The 19,119-nt window shown below is 72.3% G+C and carries 16 protein-coding genes; 11 read left to right on the top strand and 5 right to left on the bottom strand.

The genetic code is table 11. The annotated features are described in order from the left end of the window. Window positions 1-212: 212 nt before the first annotated feature. Window positions 213-1,892, top strand: coding sequence for an energy-dependent translational throttle protein EttA (gene ettA, locus O0S08_RS49075; RefSeq protein ID WP_269036475.1), 1,680 nt, complete (start codon window positions 213-215; stop codon window positions 1,890-1,892). Between the two features lie 585 nt (window positions 1,893-2,477). On the opposite strand, the gene O0S08_RS49070 is transcribed toward ettA, so the two are convergent. From O0S08_RS49070 to O0S08_RS49060, 3 genes are all read right to left on the bottom strand, one after another. Next, a complete protein-coding gene (locus tag O0S08_RS49070) occupies window positions 2,478-3,569 on the bottom strand; it encodes a hypothetical protein (RefSeq protein WP_269036474.1) in 1,092 nt (363 codons plus the stop codon). A gap of 298 nt (window positions 3,570-3,867) precedes the next feature. Beyond that, a complete protein-coding gene (locus O0S08_RS49065) occupies window positions 3,868-4,113 on the bottom strand; it encodes a hypothetical protein (protein WP_269036473.1) in 246 nt (81 codons plus the stop codon). Between the two features lie 196 nt (window positions 4,114-4,309). After that, window positions 4,310-4,801, bottom strand: a complete 492-nt coding sequence (locus tag O0S08_RS49060) for a hypothetical protein (protein ID WP_269036472.1) — start codon at window positions 4,799-4,801, stop codon at window positions 4,310-4,312. 43 nt (window positions 4,802-4,844) lie between these two features. Between O0S08_RS49060 and O0S08_RS49055 the strand changes: the two genes are divergently transcribed. Further along, window positions 4,845-6,173 (top strand): RsmB/NOP family class I SAM-dependent RNA methyltransferase, encoded by a 1,329-nt coding sequence (locus tag O0S08_RS49055; RefSeq protein ID WP_269036471.1) that lies wholly within the window; start codon window positions 4,845-4,847, stop codon window positions 6,171-6,173. A 240-nt stretch (window positions 6,174-6,413) separates the two neighbouring features. Here the strand turns inward: O0S08_RS49055 and O0S08_RS49050 are convergent, their stop codons facing one another. Next, window positions 6,414-6,992: a tetratricopeptide repeat protein gene (locus O0S08_RS49050; RefSeq protein WP_269036470.1), complete on the bottom strand. Its 579-nt coding sequence runs from the start codon at window positions 6,990-6,992 to the stop codon at window positions 6,414-6,416. Between the two features lie 632 nt (window positions 6,993-7,624). Here O0S08_RS49050 and O0S08_RS49045 point away from each other — a divergent pair. The 5 genes from O0S08_RS49045 to O0S08_RS49025 all read left to right on the top strand — a co-directional run bounded on the left by O0S08_RS49045 (window position 7,625) and on the right by O0S08_RS49025 (window position 12,663). Continuing rightward, window positions 7,625-7,957 (top strand): hypothetical protein, encoded by a 333-nt coding sequence (locus O0S08_RS49045; protein WP_269036469.1) that lies wholly within the window; start codon window positions 7,625-7,627, stop codon window positions 7,955-7,957. Window positions 7,958-7,989: 32 nt separating this feature from the next. After that, window positions 7,990-9,717 carry a DUF8740 domain-containing protein gene (locus O0S08_RS49040; protein ID WP_269036468.1) on the top strand — a complete coding sequence of 576 codons (1,728 nt, stop codon included), beginning with the start codon at window positions 7,990-7,992 and terminating at the stop codon, window positions 9,715-9,717. A gap of 49 nt (window positions 9,718-9,766) precedes the next feature. After that, window positions 9,767-10,387 carry a hypothetical protein gene (locus O0S08_RS49035; protein WP_269036467.1) on the top strand — a complete coding sequence of 207 codons (621 nt, stop codon included), beginning with the start codon at window positions 9,767-9,769 and terminating at the stop codon, window positions 10,385-10,387. A 602-nt stretch (window positions 10,388-10,989) separates the two neighbouring features. Then, complete coding sequence (locus tag O0S08_RS49030; protein ID WP_269036466.1) at window positions 10,990-11,979, top strand: hypothetical protein; 990 nt, start codon at window positions 10,990-10,992, stop codon at window positions 11,977-11,979. 12 nt (window positions 11,980-11,991) lie between these two features. Beyond that, a complete protein-coding gene (locus O0S08_RS49025) occupies window positions 11,992-12,663 on the top strand; it encodes an alpha/beta hydrolase (RefSeq protein WP_269036465.1) in 672 nt (223 codons plus the stop codon). 526 nt (window positions 12,664-13,189) lie between these two features. Here the strand turns inward: O0S08_RS49025 and O0S08_RS49020 are convergent. Further along, on the bottom strand, window positions 13,190-13,630 hold the full coding sequence (locus O0S08_RS49020) for a hypothetical protein (RefSeq protein WP_269036464.1): 441 nt from the start codon (window positions 13,628-13,630) through the stop codon (window positions 13,190-13,192). A 757-nt stretch (window positions 13,631-14,387) separates the two neighbouring features. On the opposite strand from O0S08_RS49020, the gene O0S08_RS49015 reads away from it, so the two are divergent. The 4 genes from O0S08_RS49015 (at window position 14,388) to O0S08_RS49000 (ending at window position 18,942) form a co-directional block, all read left to right on the top strand. Continuing rightward, window positions 14,388-15,398, top strand: a complete 1,011-nt coding sequence (locus O0S08_RS49015) for a hypothetical protein (RefSeq protein WP_269036463.1) — start codon at window positions 14,388-14,390, stop codon at window positions 15,396-15,398. A 16-nt stretch (window positions 15,399-15,414) separates the two neighbouring features. Beyond that, window positions 15,415-15,987, top strand: a complete 573-nt coding sequence (locus tag O0S08_RS49010) for a HEAT repeat domain-containing protein (RefSeq protein WP_269036462.1) — start codon at window positions 15,415-15,417, stop codon at window positions 15,985-15,987. 595 nt (window positions 15,988-16,582) lie between these two features. Continuing rightward, window positions 16,583-17,398, top strand: coding sequence for a class I SAM-dependent methyltransferase (locus O0S08_RS49005; RefSeq protein WP_269036461.1), 816 nt, complete (start codon window positions 16,583-16,585; stop codon window positions 17,396-17,398). 467 nt (window positions 17,399-17,865) lie between these two features. After that, window positions 17,866-18,942, top strand: a complete 1,077-nt coding sequence (locus tag O0S08_RS49000; RefSeq protein ID WP_269036460.1) for a threonine aldolase family protein — start codon at window positions 17,866-17,868, stop codon at window positions 18,940-18,942. The last annotated feature ends 177 nt before the right edge of the window (window positions 18,943-19,119 follow it).

Here is a 19,119-nt window from a genome sequence, read left to right as displayed (position 1 = left end):
GGCGCGCCGCCGGTTCGCCGCGCAGCCCGGGAAAATGCGGACGAGCACGCCTGCGGGCCCCGGGGGCCGCCCGGACCGAGGCCGGCCCGCGCTCGCGCCGGTCGCGGCCGGCGGGGCTCGCAACTGCCGCCGCTCGCGGCCGCGGTTGCTCGCCCGCGCCTCTGCTATCCTCCCGCCCCGCGCCCGCAGGGCGCTCCAGGAGTCGTCACGGCATGGCCTCGTATCAGTACATCTACACCATGAAGGACCTGCGCAAGGTCTACCCCGGCGGCAAGGAGGTGTTGAAGGGCATCTGGCTCAGCTTCCTCCCCGGCGCGAAGATCGGCGTGCTCGGCCTCAACGGCTCCGGCAAGTCGACCCTCCTCAAGATCATGGCCGGCGTCGACAAGGAGTTCATCGGCGAGGCCTGGAGCGCCGAGGGCGTCTCGGTCGGCTATCTGCCGCAGGAGCCCGCGCTCGACCCCAAGAAGGACGTCAAGGGCAACATCGAGGAGGCCGTCATCGGCATGAAGACGACGCTGGCCCGCTTCGAGGAGGTCAGCACCAAGCTCGGCGAGCCGATGAGCGACGACGAGATGAACCGGCTGCTGGCCGAGCAGGCCGAGCTGCAGGACAAGATCGACGCCGGCAACGGCTGGGAGCTCGACCGCACGCTGGAGATCGCCATGGACGCGCTGCGCTGCCCGCCCGGCGACTCCGACGTCACCAAGCTGTCGGGCGGCGAGAAGCGCCGGGTCGCCCTGTGCCGCCTGTTGCTGCAGCGCCCCGACCTCCTGCTGCTCGACGAGCCCACCAACCATCTCGACGCCGAGAGCGTCGCCTGGCTCGAGCGGCACCTGCAGGACTACCCCGGCACCGTCGTCGCCGTCACCCACGACCGCTACTTCCTCGACAACGTCGCCGGGTGGATCTTGGAGCTCGACCGCGGCTCCGGCATCCCGTGGAAGGGCAACTACTCGTCCTGGCTCGACCAGAAGAAGAAGCGCCTGGCCCAGGAAGAAAAGGCCGAGTCCAACCGCCAGCGCACCCTCCAGCGCGAGCTCGAGTGGGTGCAGATGAGCCCGCGCGCCCGCCAGGCCAAGAGCAAGGCCCGCGTCAAGGCGTACGAGGAGCTGCTGGCCCAGGCCAGCGACAAGAAGGTCGACACCACCGACCTCGTCATCCCCTTCACCAAGCGCCTCGGCACCACCGTGGTCGAGTGCAAGGGCATCAGCAAGGCCTACGGCGACCACCTGCTGTTCGAGGACCTGACCTTCACCCTCCCGCGCGGCGGCATCGTCGGCGTCATCGGCCCCAACGGCGCCGGCAAGACCACCCTGTTCCGCATGATCACCGGCCAGGAGAAGCCGGACGGCGGCGCGATCAAGGTCGGCGAGACCGTCGACATCGCCTACGTCGACCAGTCCCGCGACGCCCTCGACCCCAACAAGACCGTGTGGCAGGAGATCTCCGGCGGCCAGGAGGTCCTCAGCATCGCCGGCCGCGACGTCAACTCGCGCGCCTACGTCAGCAAGTTCAACTTCAACGGCGCCGACCAGCAGAAGAAGGTCGGCGTGCTGTCCGGCGGCGAGCGCAACCGCGTCCACCTGGCCAAGCTGCTCAAGCGCGGCGGCAACCTCCTGCTGCTCGACGAGCCCACCAACGACCTCGACGTCGACACCCTCCGCCACCTCGAGGAGGCCCTCCTGGCCTTCCCCGGCTGCGCCGTCGTCATCAGCCACGACCGCTGGTTCCTCGACCGGATCGCCACCAACATCCTCACCTTCGAGGGCGACTCCAAGGTCACCTGGTTCGAGGGCAACTTCGCCGACTACGAGGCCGACAAGAAGAAGCGCCTCGGCGACGACGCCCTCCAGCCGCACCGGATCCGCTACAAGAAGCTCACCCACTGAGCTTTCTTCCTTGAAGAACATGCCCCCGAGGACATGACCTCAGGGGCATGTCTTTTTAAAATGGTCGCAGCCGAACCGTTTCCCGGGCCGATCCGGCGGTGAAGCGCCCGCGGAGGATGCCGCGACATGATTTCACTGAACTCGCCGTCCGTAGCCCATACCGTCCGCGACTGCCGTCGCGACGCGACCGGTACCTCGGCGGTGAATCCAGTGACCTGCCATGTCTGCCGCGATCAGCCGCTGGCTCGCGCCCGACGCGTCAGCGCGACGACAGCGACCAGCCCCAGGACTCCCGCGATCGCAGCTCCCAGCGGCCAAAGTGCCCCCCATCTCGTGCCATGTCTGCCGCGATCAGCCGCCGGCTCGCGCCCGACGCGTCAGCGCGCCAACGGCGACCAGCCCCAGGACTCCCGCGATCGCGGCGCCCAACGACCAAAGTCCCCCCATCTCGTGCCATGTCTGCCGCGATCAGCCGCCGTCTCGCGGCCGACGCGTCAGCGCGACGACGGCGACCAGCCCCAGGACTCCCGCGATCGCAGCTCCCAGCGGCCAAAGTGCCCCCATCTCGTGCCATGTCTGCCGCGATCAGCCGCCGGCTCGTGCCCGACGCGTCAGCGCGACGACGACGACGAGCGCCAGACCTCCCGCGATCGCGGCGCCCAGCGGCCAGGCGGGATCCGAGGTCGGAGCTGCCTCTTCATCCATGTCCTCGGGGACATCCTCACCAGGCGCCGCGAATTCGGGCTCCAGCGGCGAAGCGGGCGCGGGAGCGACGGGAGCGGGTGCAGGGGCCGGCGCCGAGGCGACGAGGTCGACCGCGGGCGCCTCGGCGGGCGGCGGAACGACTGGAGCGTCCGCTCCGGCGGTCGCGTCGGCGGCTGGTTCGGCAACCGGTTCGGCGGCGAGGTCTTCGCTCGCGGGGAGCTGCGGTGCAGGAGGCGGCTCGAGTGGTTGGCGGGCCTCCCACTTGGCGTACTTGTCGGCGTACTTGGCGATCTTCTCCGGCTTGAGCGGCTTGAACGGGAGCGCGGGGCGCTCCGTGTGGGCGAGCTTGAGCGTCTGTTCGGTGCCGTCTTCGAAGCGATACGTGGCGGCGTCGAGGACGGCGTCGAGCTCGGTCGGCCCGACGCGAACGATCCGGACCGCCTCGTGGACCGCGCGCAGCCGCGAGTATTTCGGCGCGTACAGAGGAGAACCCTGAAACTCGAAGTCGCTGCGGAACACCCGCGGGTCCTCGGTGAAGAAGCGGTGCATCTCCGCGAGCGGCATGGCCGCGAGATCGACGCCGGCCGCGACCTCGCGCGCCACGGAATAGAGGGTCGAGGAGATGCAGGGAGTGTCCCCGCTGGTCCACCGGGGCAGCTGCCCGTCGCTCAGGACCAGGTAATTGGGCCGGCCGTCGTTCTTGTCGTCGTAGTAGAACCGCGGATCGATCTCTGGATCCTCGTCGCCGGACTCGAGCGACCCCGTGAACTTCGCCAGCGCCTCCGTGCAGTACGCCGGGAACACGTAGAAGACATGCTCGGGGAAGCGCGACAGGCCGGAGAGCTCGGTGACCGCGCCGATCTCCTGACCGTCGTATTCGGCCTCGGGCATGACGTCGGCGCGCGCGGTCGTCAGGCAGGTCGCCAGGCACATACCGACCAGGAGCGTCCGGGCGTGCGGGCAGGAGCGCATCGACGGATGATAGCGGCGGCCGGCGGCGAGCGCGGCTGCCAATGCAGGCGCGAAGCCGGCCATACCGGCGCCCGAAGCTCGCTCTCGAACTGCGCCCGGCCGTGAGCGCCGATCACCCGTGACGCTCCCGGCGCGGCGCTGCTGCGAGACGCCGCGCGAGGTGCTCCGAGTCGCCCTCGCACGGGCATCCGAGCTCGTCGCGACGACCTCGCCTCACGCCGATCGTCGCGGCCCGCGCTTCGTGACGCCGCTTCGCCGGCCGCGAACGACCTACAACATGTCCCTCAAGACATGCCCTTCAGACCAGGCGAGGCATCCGCTCCTGCGCCGCCTGTCGCTCGAGCAGCACCGCCGTCAGCACCGCCCGCACCGCCGGCGCCTCGAGCCCGCGCAGGTGGCCGAGCAGCGCGTCCATGTGGATCTGGAAGCCGCACCGCGTCACCTCGACCGGCGTCAGCGGGCACTGCAGCTCTCCGCGGTGGAGCAGCGCCAGCAGCCGCTTGAGGTCCTCGGTGGGGACACGGACGAGTGCGTTCTGCAGCATCGCCGGGGGGCATAGCCCCTCGTCCGCCCGCGAGCAAGCACATGCCCCTCGCCCCCCGCCACGACTCACGCCTCACCCACCCGCTCGCGGGTGTCCCGCTCCTCGCAACGCCCTGCGCCGCGTCTCACTCCTCACGCCGCGCTTCGACCTCGTCCCCTCGCTCCGACTCCTCGCGCCGACCTCGCCGTAGCGCCCGTCACTCCTCGGGCGGTGGGTCGGGCAGGCGGAACGACCGGATGAAATCCTCGCCGGCGCTGTGACAGCCGACGCACACGTCGGGGCGGCCGGAGAAGCGCGGCTCGTCGCTGGAGCCGTCGTACTGCTCCCACGCCCACACCCCGCCGCGCTTCTGCATCACCGCGACCTGCACCAGGGACCCGCCTTCCATCGCGTCGTGGCCGGCGAGCACCACCATCGCCTCGTCGGACCACGCGGGCAGCCCCTCGGGCAGGACCATCGCCTGGTCGGCGACCACCACGTCGTTGATGTAGATGTCGACGAACCCGCCGTGGGGCGCGACTACCGGCTGGCGTTCCGCCCGGTTCTTCGGCCGCGCCCACTGCGTGTAATCGCCGGCCTCGGCCAGCAGCGTGGGCGCCTCGGACACCGGCTGCAGCGGCTCCTCACAGCCCGCGGGGGCGGCCCCGAGGAGGACGGCGGCGATCGCGGCGCTGCGGCGCGTCGACATCGTCGACACCATAACACCCTTTGCGGCTACGATCCGCGCCCCCGTGCCGAGAAACCCCATCACCGCCCGTGCGCTCGCCGTCCAGACGCTCCGGCAGATCGATCAACGCCGCGGCTTCAGCAACCGGATCCTGGCCGAGCAATTCGAGCGCCACCCGGATCTCGAGCGGCGCGAGCGCGGCCTCACCACGACCCTCGTGTACGGCGTGCTGCGCCACCGCGGCCGCCTCGACGCGTTGATCGACGCCGCCGCCGCCCGCCCCAAGGCCCTCAGCGCCCGGGCGCGGGAGATCGCCCGCGTCGCGGTGTTCGAGCTGCGCGAGCTGCAGCACCCGCCGCACGCCGCGATCCCCCAGGCCCTCGGCCTCGCCACCGCCCTCGACCCGAGCGGCGGCCTGGCCCGCCCGCTGCACGCGATCCTCTCCGCCATCGACCGCGAGGGCGCCGCCCTCGACGCCCGCCTCGCCGCCGGCAAACCGCTCGACGTCCTCGCCAATCGCTGGTCGATCCCCCGCTGGCTGGCCGGCCGCTGGCTCGCCACCCTCGGCCCCGACCTCGCCCTCGCCCGCGCCCGCGCCCTCGCCGAGCCGCCCGCCGTCGAGCTCCGCGTCGACCTGTCCCGAACGACAGCCGAAGAGGTCGCCGCGGCCCTGCGCGAGGCCGATTCCAAGGCCATGGTCGAGCTGCTCCCCGACCAGCCGCAGACTCTGCGCGTGCGCGGCGGCGGCGAGCTGGTCCGCCACCCGCTGCACGAGCGCGGCCTGTTCTCGATCCAGGCCCTCGGCGCGCAGCGGGCTGCTCTGGCTCTCGCGCCATGTCCTGAAGAACATGTCCTCGACGCCTGCGCCGGCATGGGCACCAAGTCGCTGCAGCTGGCCGAGCTGATGCGCCGCCGCGGCCGCCTGGTCGCCGCCGACGCCAGCGAGCAGCGCCTCGGCGAGCACGCCGCCCTGCGCCGCCGCGGCGAGCTCGACGCGCCCGACTTCAGCTTCACCACGGTGGTCGCCGACCTCGCCGCCCCCGAACCACAGCTCGGCGTCGACGACTCGACCTACGACGCAGTCCTGCTCGACGCCCCCTGCACCGGCCTCGGCAACCTGGCCCGCCACCCCGAGCTGCGCGCCACGGTGCAGTTCGACGACATCGCCGCCTGCGCCGACCTCCAGCGCCGCCTCCTCGACCGCTGCCGCGCCCGCGTGCGCCCCGGCGGCCGCCTGGTCTACGCCGTCTGCAGCCTCGAGCCCGAGGAGGGCCCGCGCCTGGTCCGCGCCGCCTGCGAGGCCGGCGCCTTCACGCTCGAGCACGAGGAGACCTGGACGCCCGAGGCCCACCACACCGACGGCTTCTACCTCGCCCGCCTCCGCCCGACCTGACCGGCGTCCGCATGTCCCTCCGGACAGCTCGGCCGCCGCGACGGCGACGGGCACGACTCCGCGTCGACGCGCTCGCGCTCCAGCTCGACGCCGGGACGGACCGCGTCGTCCGGCTCGTGATTCGTGGCCCGTCTGCGGATGCGCCGAGCTCGCGCTTCAACCCGCCCCACGCGCCATGTCTAAAAGTACATGTCCTTCACGACATGTTCATTTCAACATGTCCCCGGGTAAACTCGCCGCTCAGCGTTGGCCGGGCGAGGCCGGGGCCGGGGCCACGCCGCCCATCATCTGCTGCAGCTTGGCGGCGAAGGGGTCGTCGCCGGGGACCGCATCGATGAACTTGCGGGCGTGGTGTTGCGCCTCGTCCTTGACCCCGGCCTCCCAGGTGAGCACCGCCAGGTTGAAGCGCGCCGGGTTGTAGTTGGGGTCGGCCTTGAGGGCGGCCAGGTAGTTGCTGCGGGCGTTGTTGTACTTGCCGCGCTTCTGCGCCACGAGGCCGAGGTTGTAGAGGACCAGCGCGTCGCCGCCGTCGCTGGCGAGCGGCTCCAGCAGCCGGGTCGCCTCGTCCAGGTCGTCGCGGAGGATCGCCAGCTTGGCCGCGAGCAGCTTGGCGTCCCGCCCTGACCCGCCGGCGATCGCCTTCTCCACGGCGAGCCGGGCCTCCTCGTGGCGCCCGGCCGCCTCGAGCTCGAGCGCCTCCTGGTACTGCTTCTCGGCCTCGGGCGAGGCCGCCGGGGTCTCGGCGCTCGGCCGGTCGGGCGGGGCCGCCGGCGCCGAGCCGTCGCAGGCCACGGGCAACGCGAGCAGGAGCGGGAGCACGACACGGCGCAGGCACGGCAACATCAGAGACCTCGGGCCCCGCTGTCATATCATTTTCCGGCGCCCCGACGTCGGCGTTCGCCGTCGTCGCCGCCGCGCGCGGGCGCGCCCTCCGCCGTATCCCACCCGCCGACCTGCGCGGCCCCGCCCCGTCACATGTCCCAATGGACATCTCGCATGAGACGTCCGCGTCCCGCTCGCGCATGTCCCTCGGGACATTCGACGCATCCTCGCCCGAGGCCTCACCCCCACGCATCGCGCCGTGCAGCCGCCGACGCACCGGCCCTCTCGCGCGAAAGTGTGGTCTTGTCGCTCCGCTGTCAATCATGATAGCGTGGACCGAGATCGTCGCGTCGTGGGGCGCGAGTCGATCGCCGCGTCTCTCGTTGTAGACGTCGCTCTTCGGACTGGGGGTGAGCATGCGCCGAACCGCGCTTGGGCGCAGGTGTGGGGCTGTATTGGGGCTGGTATGCGCCGCGTCGAACGCGGCCGGATGCGCCGACGACACGACCGCCGGCACGCTCTCTATTAGTGGCACCGAGGGTCCGACGGCGACGACGACCGACGCGCCGACGTCCACCGATTCGCCGACCGCCTCACCGACCACGGACACGCCGACCACCACCAATCCGGTGACCTCCACCGATTCGACGACCACCGAGGCGCCGACCACCACGGTCGCCCCGACCACCACCGATTCGACGACGTCCACCACCGGTGACACCGACACCACGACGTCGACCACGACCACCTCGGCGACCGACACGGACACGGGCACGACCACCGGCGATCCGGTCGCCGGCCGCTCGGTCACCCAGACCGTCAACAGCGGCACCGTCGCCGCCAGCCCCAGTTTTCGCATGGTCTTCACCCTGGGCCAACCGACCCAGAATCAGGGCATCTACATCTCCGACAACTTTCGCCTGCAGGGCGGCCTGATCGGCGCCAACGGGAACCCGCCATGAAATCGACGCAACGCAACCGGACGAGGACGATGATGAAGAGGTGGTGGCTCGGGGCCGTGCTCGCGTCCGCGTGGCTGCTCCCGACCGACGCCAGCGCCCTCGCCGTGCCCGCCCTCGTCACCCACCAGGGCCGCCTCTTCGACGCGAACGGCGTCCCCGTCGACGGCACCCAGGACCTCACCTTCGCCATCTACGACGCCGAGGTCGCCGGCAACGAGATCTGGGCCGAGACCATCAGCGTCACCTTCGACGAGGGCTTCTTCTCGGTCCGCCTCGGCGAACAGCTCGTCCTCGACGAGATCGTCTTCGACGGCAGCACCCGCTGGCTCGGCATCACCGTCGGCGCCGACCCGGAGATGACCCCGCGCGCGGCGATCGTCAGCGTCCCGTATGCGATGTTCGCCGGCGACGTCCGCGGCGAGATCAACCCGACCAGTGTCAACATTCAGGGCTTCGGCCAGGTCATCAACGAGAGCGGCCAGTGGGTCGGCGATCCGTCCGGATTGATCGGTCCCGCCGGCCCGCCCGGACCCGCCGGTCCCGCCGGCGCCGAGGGCCCTGCCGGTCCCGCCGGCGCCGAGGGCCCCGCCGGCCCCGCCGGTCCCGCCGGCCCCGCCGGTCCCGAGGGCCCTGCCGGCCCCGCCGGCGCCGATGGCCCCGCCGGTCCCGCCGGACCTGCCGGCCCCGCCGGTCCCGACGGCCCTGCCGGCCCCGCCGGCGCCGATGGCCCGCCCGGTCCTGCCGGCCCCGTCGGTCCCGCCGGCTCCCAGGGCCCGCAAGGAGATCCCGGCCCCACCGGGCCCCAGGGCGTCCAGGGCGAGCCCGGCCCCGCCGGTCCCCAGGGCCCGCAAGGCGATCCCGGCCCCACCGGGCCCCAGGGCGTCCAGGGCGAGCCCGGCCCCGCCGGTCCCCAGGGCCCGCAAGGCGATCCCGGCCCCGCGGGCCCCCAGGGCGTCCAGGGCGACCCGGGCCCCGCCGGTCCCGCCGGCCCGCAAGGCGATCCGGGCCCTGCAGGCCCTCAAGGCGTCCAGGGCGACCCGGGTCCCGCCGGTCCGGCCGGCCCGCAAGGCGATGCGGGCCCGGCTGGCCCTGCCGGCCCGCAGGGCGATGCGGGCCCGGCCGGCCCTGCCGGCCCGCAGGGCGATCCGGGCCCGCAAGGCCTCCAGGGCAACACGGGCCCCGCCGGTCCTGCCGGTCCCGCCGGCCCTCAGGGCCCTGCAGGCGCTCCGGGCCCGCAAGGCGCGGTCGGTCCGATGGGCCCCGCCGGTCCTGTCGGTCCGGTCGGCCCCGCCGGCCCCGCCGGTCCCGCCGGCCCTTCAGGTCCGGCCGGCCCCGCAGGCGCCACCGGCCCGCAAGGACCCCAGGGACCCCAGGGCCCCCAGGGTCCGCAAGGCGCCCCCGGGCCGACCAGCGTGCCCGCGTGCCCCGCTGTCAACTTCGCCGACCAGCTGGCATCGGTGAACACGGCCCGCTCGCTGCTCTGCGTGTACCACGAGAACTTCGGCACCAACTGGAACCTGTCCACGAACGACTGTTACAACTTCTACGGCGGGGCGCACCTGTGCCGCCACGAGGAGATCCGTCGCGCCTGCATCGCCGGCGGCTTCACGCCGATCATCAACTCGTGGCTCGCCGACCGCGTCGACGACGACGACGCGATGTACGTCAACATCGCCGACTGCAACAACTTCGACGGCCAGGACCCGGTGGGCAACACCAAGAGCGGCAAGTACTGCTGCTCCGAATGGCCCAAGTACTGACCCTCGCGCCCGTCCCGGCCGCACGGCCGGGGCGGCCCAATGATCGTACATGACCCGAAGTTCAGACATCTTCGCGCGCAGCGGTCGGCGGATCGCCGCGGCCCTCGCCGGCAGCGCCGTGCTCCTGCTCGGCAGCTGGTACCTCCTGTCCGGCGGTGAAGCGCCCGAGCCCGCCGCGCCGGCGGCCGGGCCCGAGCCGGCCGTCTCGCTCGGCGTGCAGGCGGCCGACGCCGACCCGGCGCGGCGGCAATTCGACGACTTCGACCCGCGCCCCGACCACGTCGCCGCCGCTCCCCCGCGGATCGAACCTGTCCCCGAGGACAAGTTGACCTCCGACCGCAAGGCCTGGCTCGCCGACCCGGGGCCGCAGATCGAGGTCGACACGAGCGCGCAGGTGCGGCTCGAGGCCGCCCGCGCCGCCGCCACCTCCGAGCTGCAGAAGGCCCTCGACGACCGCCGCGGCTCGCTCCTGCGCGCCTGCGGCGGCAAGGACGCCAGCAACATCTTCGTCCAGGCCACCTTCGGCCCCGACGGCAAGCTGCTGGGGCGCCAGTTCGCCGACCACGGCAACGCGACCGACGTCCTCGAGTGCCTCCAGTCGCAGCCGTTCGCCATGTCGATCCCGCCCCCCGGCGTCGAGCTCAGCGTCCGCGGCGTGCTCGCCCCGTGATCGCGTACATGTCCCAAAGGACATCCTCGATCGCTCCGGGAGCGAGTACGGCGGCAAGCCCCGCCCGCGGTCGTCCTCGCCCTCGCCCTCATGGCCTGCAACGAGCCGTCAGGACACGACACGAGGGGAATGCGCCGCCCCGTCCCGGGGACCGACAAGTTCGTCGTCCAGGCGAACACTGCCGAGTGGTGGAAGAAGACTGTCGAGCAGCGCCGATATCACCCCCGTCGAGTCCTCCCGCGGCCTCGACACCCTCGCAGCGGCGCGTCAGCGGCGGACCCCCGCGGAACGAGCGCGCTCGTTCATGACGGGACGCCCCGCACCGCCAGCGGACCGACGATTTCGTCGTCCAGACGACACTGCCAGGCAGGTGGAGGAAGACGAAGGTCGCGGCGAGGGAGGACTGCCGCACTGCGCCGAGATCGCCTTCGTCGAGTCCGTCCCATGAGTTCTCCGGCGGCCTCGCCGGCTGCGTAAGCGATCTACCAGGCAGCACGCGTGCACGCGGCCTGGAGAACGCGACCAGCGTTCGCTACCCATGGACGCGCGTCCTCGCCCGAGGCCGCGCTTGACCGGCTCTGGAGAGTCTGCGACCACCAGTCGTGCTCCGTCGCCCGCGCCGTCTCCTCCAGCTCGCGCCCACCTGCGCCGCGGCGCTCGTGCTCCTGGCGGCGGCTTGCACTGCGAGCTCGCCGGGCCCCGCCGCGCAACCTGCTCCCAAGGACAGCACTCACTCCACACCTGCCTCTGAGGACAGCTCGCCCTCCGCACCCCCTCCCAGGGACAGCCCGTCCGCCACATCTGCCCCCAAGGACAGCCCACCCCTCGCCAACCCTCCCGCCGCCGAGCAGGTCCGCTGGTGGTGCACCTGTTACTCGCGGGTCGGCCCGACCCCGACGACCGCCTGCCGGCAGGCCGAGGCCGACTGCGAGGGTCTCGAGCGCAAGGCTCGCGGAGGCGGCAGCAGATCGATCGTCGCCCGCTCGCTGACGCACGCCTGCCGCGAAATCGGCGCCGAGCACCCGGGCGACGTCCTCGGCACCCGCGAGCAATGGAGGCCGAGCGAGCGACCTGGCGCTTGGGTCAGCTTCGGCGCCTGCCTCTTGCCCGGCCCGCCCGACGCCGGCGCCGACGACGGCGGCGAGCCCGAGGAGCCGCCGTCGATCCTCACGCGCGAGCGGCTCGGCGAGCTCGAGATCGGCCTCGCCGCCGACGAGGTCACCCGGCTCCTCGGCGCCCCCGTGCGCCGCGGCCGGGCCGAGATGTCCGAAGCGACAGGCAGCTACGTCCAGCAGTGGAGCTGGCCGGACAGGGGCCTCGAGCTCACCCTCGACGCCGCCGACAAGCGCGGCCCTTACGCGCTCGCCGCCATCCGCGCCGTCGCCCCCTGCGCCTTGCGCACTGCTCGCGGGATCGGCATCGGGGACCTTTATAAAACCGTGGAGGCCGCCTACCTCGCCGACCGCGACCCCGAGGAGGAGCAGGACGCGCTGTCCTTCGTCGCCGGTTCGGTTTATAGCGGCGTCATCTTCACCTTCGACGCCCAGCGCGAAAAAGTCACCGAGATCTTCTTCGGCGCCGCCGCCGAGTGATTGCGTGCCGTCATGAACGAACTGCTCCCCTGCGTCGAGGTCGACGCCCAGGTCCCCGCCACTGCCAGCGTCATCTTCCTCCACGGCCTCGGCGCCGACGGCCACGACTTCGAGCCGGCCGTCCCGCTGTTCGGCCTGCCGTGGGCGCGCTTCATCCTCCCGCACGCGCCCTCGCTGCCGGTCACGATCAACGGCGGCTTCGTCATGCCCGCCTGGTACGACATCCGCAGCCTCGGCTTCGAGCCGCACGCCGGCCCGCGCGAGGACGAGGCCCACATCCGGGCCAGCGCCGCCGCCATCACCCGCCTCATCGCCCGCGAGAACGCCCGCGGGATCGCCAGCCACCGCATCGTCCTCGGCGGCTTCAGCCAGGGCGGCGCCATGGCCCTCTTCACCGGCTCGCGTCACCCCGAGACCCTCGCCGGCCTGCTCGTCCTCAGCGCCTACGAGCTCCTGGCCGACAAGCGCGACGAGCAGACCCGCGCCAACTTCGACACCCCGGCCCTGTTCTGCCACGGCCGCCACGACCCCCTCGTGCCGATGTTCGCCGGCCGCGCCGCCCACGACGCCGCCCTCCGCCCCGGCCGCGACGTCCGCTGGCACGACTACCCCATCCAGCACGAGGTCTCGACCGCCGAGCTCCAGCTCGTGTCCGGCTGGCTGCACGAGCGGCTGCCGCGATGACATGACCGAGAGGACATGTTTTAAACATTCAGACATGTCCTCTCGGACAGCTAATTATCCTCGCCTCGGCCTCGCAGGCCGCTGAAATCTCGCAGCGGAGCCCCGCGAGGCCGCCCGATCCATCATCGAGGAGCGCCGTGCGCCGGTCCGCGGCCTCGACTGCCACCTCTGGCGCACGAGCACCTCGACCACCGGCGCACCGACCCGCGCGCGCGCATCTGTCCGAAGGGGCAGGCCGATTCTGCCGGCCGGGACTTTTCAGCGACCCGCTGGGCCTCATCCCTGGCCTGCGCGGGCGAGCCCATTCGTCTGCCGCGTGGCGTCGGACTCGGCGTGGCGTTCGCCTTCCGACATCCTTCGCTCCGCGGCCTCGACTGCCACCTCTGGCGCACGAGCACCTCGACCACCGGCGCAGCGACCCGCGCGTGCGCATCTGTCCCTTCGGACATGCGCGACACCGAGGCTCGCTTCCCGGCCCGGCCGCACACCTGTCCCTTCGACCACCCCGCTGGCCGTCTAGCTATTTTTAAAACCGCAGCTGCAGCATGGCCCCGCCGATGGTCGGCGCCACAGTCGCGCGGCCTTCTTGCCAGCGGAGGAACGCCTTGCGACGCAGCACCCCGTGGGTGAAAAGGCCCCAGCCGATGGCAGCCACGACCAGGCCGCCGCCGATCAGCGGCACGCCGGCGCGCCGGTCCTCGCCGAACACGTCGGTCGTGCGGGCCGCGATCCCGAGGCCGAACACGACCAGACCGATCGTGCCCATCGCCGCGCCGATGATCATCCGCGGGGTCCCGTTCGGCGGCGTCCTGTTCGGATCGATCGGCGCCTCGGACACCTCCACCACCGCCGGCATCTGCCCGTTCGGCGGCCCCCAGCTGTGCTCCGCGCCGGGCAGCGGGCGCTGATAGATCTGCCACGTCCGCGGCCGCGACCGCCCCGGCTCCGCGGGCGCCTCCACAGCCACCGACCCCCCAGGAGCCGTCGTCGGCCGCGCCGTCTCGGCGCTCGACCCGGGGCTCGTCACCCCGCCCGCCGCCGAAGTGGCCGCGTCCGGAGCCGTCGTCGCGCTGTTGCTCGTTGTCGTCGGCCCCGAAGTCACCCCCGTCGACGCGGGTGGAGTCGTCGACGTCCCCGTCGACGCGGGTGGAGTCGTCGACGTCCCCGTCGACGCGGGTGGAGTCGTCGTTGTTGACGTCCCCGTCGACGCGGGTGGCGCTGTCGACGTCCCCGTCGACGCGGGTGGCGCTGTCGACGTCCCCGTCGACGCGGGTGGAGTCGTCGTTGTCGACGTCACCGTCGACGTGGTTGGGATCGTCGTTGTCCCCGTCGACGCGGGTGGAGTCGTCGTTGTCGTTGTCCCCGTCGACGCGGGTGGAGTCGTCGTTGTCGACGTCACCGTCGACGCGGGAGCGATCGTCGACATCCTCGTTCCCGTGGGGGAGGTCGTTCCCGTCGGTGAGCTCGATGGCGTCGCCGTCGGTGAGCTCGACGCTGTCGTCGCCTCCCTCCCCGGGGGGGAGGCCTTCGCTGTCGGCCCCGCGGTTGTTGCAGGACCACCGTTCACTGGTGCCGCGCGCACCAACGAAGGGGCCAGCGTCAGCGACACCGTCACGCAGATCGCCCGCGAGCGCACGAACCTCATGGCGAGCGCATCCTCGCACATTCGCGCCGCGAAGTCGCGCGCGTGCGAGGCCCGCGCCGACTCGCTATGCTCCAGGCGCATGGCGCTGCGCATCAACGGAACCCTCGACCCGCCCGGCTCCCCCTGGTACGAGCGTCTGTTCGCCGACCAGCTCTGCACCGTCATGATCGCCTGCGGCTTCGACGAATACGGCTCGAACCGCTCGCAGGACGAGCTCCTCGAGTCGGGCCTGGCCGCGCGCGGCTTCTCGCGCGACGACGCCGGCGCCGCCGCGCGGATCGCCGCCGGCAAGCGCCTCGCCCCGCAGCGGCCGGCCGAGCACTGGATCGCCCGCGGCGCCGCCACCGACGCCGGCGGCCGGCCGATCGACGTCGTCGTCACCCTCGTGCGCGCGGGCGACGGCAGCGCCGGCGGCGACGCGGCCTCCGCCTTCCTCGAGGGCCTCGGTCGCTGCGACGTCGCCATGTACGGCGGCCACGGCCGCTACGGAACCGGCCCCGACTTCGACTACAACTTCACCGCCGACCTCGTCGACGACAAGGGCGCGATCGAGGCCAGCTTCAGCGAGTACAAGGACCTCGAGGAGTACCTGGCCGAGCGCGGGCGGGCGAGCAAGCGTTCGCCGCTGGCCGAGTACCGCGCTCTCGTCGCCAAGGGCCGCCTGCAGATCCGCCGCCTCAACTCCGGCAACCTCGTCATCAACCTGCGCAACTACCACAGCGCCGAGTTCGGCGCGCACGTGATGGTCGACCAGCTCAAGACCGACCCCAACATCCGCCGCATGTCGAAGCAGGCGTTCGACAAGCGCTACCGGCTGTGGCTGTTCAACGGCTGCCGCACCAACGACTATTTTTACAACCTGCGCAAGCTCAACCCCAAGGCCAACGCCGGCGGCCTCGACCTGCTCGGCACCCGCCGCGTCACGTATTGGAGCATGATCGGCGACACCCTGCTGAAGCTGCTCGACGAGCTGCTGCAGCGGCGCAGTTTCTCGCAGATCTTGCAAGCACTGCACGCGGTCAACCCCGACAACCCGGGCGACGGCGCCAGGGGCCCGAGCCACGTCGCCGACCTCGGCCGCCGCGCCTGACACCACGGAGCCGACCATGTCCACCCCCGACTTCGCCAGCCGAGTCCAGGCGTTCGCCGACAACCCCTCGCCCGCCGCTGCCAGGGCCCTCGCGGCCGAGCACGACGATCGCGCCTTCGCGGCCCTCGTCGACGCCATGAACGACTTCATGGAGGGCCCCGACGCCCTCGCCTACCGCGAGGCCGTCCGCACCGTCGCCACCCCCGTCGTCCTCGCCAAGTGGATGGCCGGCGACCTCGACGCCCGCCGCACCGCCGCTCACGCCCTCAGCGCCCGCTTCCCCGAGCACGTCCCGTTCATCGCCCAGGGCCTGCGCGACCCCGACGACCAGGTCCGCGCGATCTGCCGCCGGTCCCTTCGGTCATGGTCTTCGAGCCCTGGCCTTCACGACCTGTTCTTGGAGGCAGTTCGCCACGCCGACCCCCGTGTGCGCCTGCTCGCCGCCGAGGGCCTCGGCAAACTCGGCAGGCCGGCCGACCTGCCGGCCCTGCAGTCGGCCCTCGAGGCCGAGCAGGACGACCGAACGCGCGACCGGCTGGCCTGGGCAGTCGAGCGCATCGAGGACCAGAGCGCCGACGAGCAGGGCTGAGCCTGCGGACCGTCGACGGCCCGAGTCGAGACCCCGGCCGTCCGCGATGCGCAAGCAACGACCCAGGACCACCGACCCGACGCACGAGCGCGGACCCGACGCTCCACCACGGTCTCACGCACCACCACGTTCCCAACGCACGCCCACGGAGCGCGCGACCCCAGGCGCCACGAACAGTTCGCACAAAGTGGACCCGACGCGCCACGAGCGAACCGTCCGCACGAAGCGGGCCCGACGTATGACCACGGAGCATCCGCAGAAAGCGGACCCGACGCACCAGCGCGGCCCGACACAGAAAGCGGACCTCCGACGTCAACCAGACGCGGGGCCCACCCATCGTCCACGCCGAGCGGCCCCGACGCACGACGGCTGAACCGTCCGCACGAAGCGGGCCCGACGCACTGCACGAGGCGGACACGACGCGCGACGACCGGCCCGTCCGCTCGAAGCGGACATGACACACGACTGCCCGTCCGCACGAAAGCGGGCACGACGCGTGAAGCGACTCGCAGCACGGCGGGCCGGCACAGCCCGGCGGCGGCGTAGCGGTGGGGCCCGCGGGTGTGCTAGCTTCCCGCGCTCCTTCACAAGCCTCATGGCCAGCCGCTCTACCGCCCGCAAGCATACCCTCGCCGAACAGGCCGACCGCTTCGCCCTCTATCAAGAGGCAGTCAACGCCCCCGCCGACAACATCGAATTCGTCGAGCGCGTCTACACCGAGATGCGCGGCGTCAAGCCGAAGGTGCTCAAGGAGGACTTCTGCGGCACCGCGCTGCTGGCCACCGAGTGGGCCAAGCGCGGCCCCCAGCGCCGGTCGATCGGCGTCGACCTCGACGCCGAGGCGCTCGCCTGGGCCCGCCGCCACAACCTCGGCCCCGCCGGCTCCACCATCGCCAATCGCATCGAGCTGGTCCACGCCGACGTCCTCGCCCCCAACGACCACCGCGCCGACGTCGTCTGCGCCCTCAACTTCAGCTACTTCCTGCTGCCCACGCGCCAGCAGCTGCTCGCCTACTTCCGCAACGTCCGCCGCTCGCTGCGCCCGCGCGGCCTGTTCGTGCTCGACTGCATCGGCGGCACCGAGGCAGTGGCCGACTACCACGAGCGCCGCGAATACGACGGCTTCTCGTACCTGTGGGACCACAGCCAGTTCAACCCGCTCGACCACACCGCGCGCTGCTCGATCAGCTTCGCCTTCCCCGACGGCTCGCGCATCGAGCCGGCATTCGCCTACCGCTGGCGAGTCTGGACCCTGCCCGAGCTGCGCGACCTCCTCGACGAGGCCGGCTTCGCCGCGCCGCGGGTGTTCTGGGAGTACACCGACGAGGAGGACGGTACCACCGAGTACCGCGAGATCGCCCACGAGCAGAACCAGGAGATCTGGCTGACCTACCTGGTCGCTTCGACATGACCTCGAGGACAGCATGCCGATCCTCGTCAGCGACGCCAGCACATGCCTCGAGGCACGCGGCGTCGCTGGGTCGGCCCAGCGCGAGGCGCCCGCTCTACCTGGCCGCCTCGACATGACCCGAGGGACAGCATGACGAACCTCCGCTCCGCCCCTGACGTCGCCACGCGCCCGCCGTCTCGGTCGCCGCGGCCCAGCGCGAGGCGCCCGCTCCACCTGGCCGCCTCGACATGGCCCGAGAGACAGCACGACGAACCTCCGCTCCGCACCCTACGTCGTCACGCGCCCTCTCGCGCCCACCGTCTCGGTCGCCGCGGCCCAGCGCGAGGCGCCCGCTCTACCTGGCTGCCTCTACATGACCCGAGAGACAGCATGACGAACCTCCGCTCCGCGCCCGCCGTCTCGGTCGCCGCGGCCCAGCGCGAGGCGCCCGCTCTACCTGGCTGCCTCTACATGACCCGAAGGACAGCATGACGAACTTTCGCTCCGACAACAACGCGGGCCTCGTCCCCGAGGCGCTGGCGGCGTTGGTCGAGGCCGCGCAGGGCGAGGCGCTGGCCTACGGCGGCGACGACGTCACGCTGAAGGCGGCGGCCCGGGTGTCCGCCCTGTTCGGCGCCGAGGCCGACGCCGCGGTCTTCTTCGTCGCCACCGGCACGGCCGCCAACACGCTCGCCATCGCGGCGCTGACCGAGCCGTGGCAGCGCGTGCTGTGCCACCGCTACAGCCACTACAACGAGGACGAGTCGACCGCACCGGAGCGGATCACCCTGTGCCGCACCGCCCCCGTCGAGCCCGGCGCCGACCCGACCCGCCTCGCCCCGAAAGACCTGCTGCCGCACCTCGTCGGCCGCCGCGGCGACGTCCACGAGCCCGCCGCCGGCGTGCTCACCCTGTCGAACCCGACCGAGCTCGGCACCGTCTACGCACCCACCGAGCTGGCCGCGTTGTGCCGCCTGGCCCACGAGCACGGCTACCGCGTCCACGTCGATGGCGCCCGCTTCAGCCAGGCGGTGGCCTACGTCATGCGCAGCCAAGACCTGTCCGAAGAGGCAGCCTGCCGCGCGCTGACCGTCGACGCCGGCGTCGACGCCCTGTCGTTCGGCGGCACCAAGGGTGGCCTCGCGCTCGGCGAAGCCATCGTGCTGTTCACCGGCCGCTCACCCGCAGCGGCGCGGGCCGCCGAACGCCTGCCGTTCTTGCGCAAGTCGACCGGCCACCTGCTGAGCAAGCACCGCTACGTCTCCGGCCAGTTCAACCGCGTGCTCGCCCACGGCGCGTGGGTGCGCCACGCGGCAGCCGCCGCCGCGATGGCCGAACGCTTGGCCGCGGGCCTGCGGATCCGCGGCCTCGCGCCCGCCTTCCCGCGCGAGTCCAACGTCGTGTTCGCCGACCTGCCCCCCGCCGTCGATCGGCGCCTGCGCAACCGCGGCCACACGTACTACCCGTTCGCCACCCCGATCGGCCCACGCGCCCGCCTGATGTGCAGCTTCTCCACCACCCCGGCCGACATCGACGCCTTCCTCGCCGACATCCCCCCGCCCTGAGCCCGATCGGGCCTGGACTCGCGCACCTCGAGCACCGCTGGCAAGTCGACGCGTCGTTGCCTTCGAATCCGCGAGCACTCCGGCACACGACACGACGCTCCAACCTCCGCTCGAGCGCTCCGACATCGACGCCTTCTTCGCCGACGTCCCGCCGCCCTGATCCATCAATCGCTCGCA

Source organism: Nannocystis punicea (assembly GCF_026965555.1).
Classification (GTDB): Bacteria; Myxococcota_A; Polyangia; order Nannocystales; family Nannocystaceae; genus Nannocystis; species Nannocystis punicea.
This window is presented reverse-complemented; position numbering and strand designations above follow the sequence as displayed.

Bases quoted from the DNA above. Each gene is read 5' to 3' on its own strand.
- O0S08_RS49040 (WP_269036468.1), top strand. From the start codon at position 7,990: ATGAAGAGGTGGTGGCTCGGGGCCGTGCTCGCGTCCGCGTGGCTGCTC.
- ettA (WP_269036475.1), top strand. From the start codon at position 213: ATGGCCTCGTATCAGTACATCTACACCATGAAGGACCTGCGCAAGGTC.
- O0S08_RS49025 (WP_269036465.1), top strand. From the start codon at position 11,992: ATGAACGAACTGCTCCCCTGCGTCGAGGTCGACGCCCAGGTCCCCGCC.
- O0S08_RS49010 (WP_269036462.1), top strand. From the start codon at position 15,415: ATGTCCACCCCCGACTTCGCCAGCCGAGTCCAGGCGTTCGCCGACAAC.
- O0S08_RS49065 (WP_269036473.1), bottom strand. From the start codon at position 4,113: ATGCTGCAGAACGCACTCGTCCGTGTCCCCACCGAGGACCTCAAGCGG.
- O0S08_RS49060 (WP_269036472.1), bottom strand. From the start codon at position 4,801: ATGTCGACGCGCCGCAGCGCCGCGATCGCCGCCGTCCTCCTCGGGGCC.
- O0S08_RS49070 (WP_269036474.1), bottom strand. From the start codon at position 3,569: ATGCGCTCCTGCCCGCACGCCCGGACGCTCCTGGTCGGTATGTGCCTG.
- O0S08_RS49000 (WP_269036460.1), top strand. From the start codon at position 17,866: ATGACGAACTTTCGCTCCGACAACAACGCGGGCCTCGTCCCCGAGGCG.
- O0S08_RS49035 (WP_269036467.1), top strand. From the start codon at position 9,767: ATGACCCGAAGTTCAGACATCTTCGCGCGCAGCGGTCGGCGGATCGCC.
- O0S08_RS49015 (WP_269036463.1), top strand. From the start codon at position 14,388: ATGGCGCTGCGCATCAACGGAACCCTCGACCCGCCCGGCTCCCCCTGG.
- O0S08_RS49005 (WP_269036461.1), top strand. From the start codon at position 16,583: ATGGCCAGCCGCTCTACCGCCCGCAAGCATACCCTCGCCGAACAGGCC.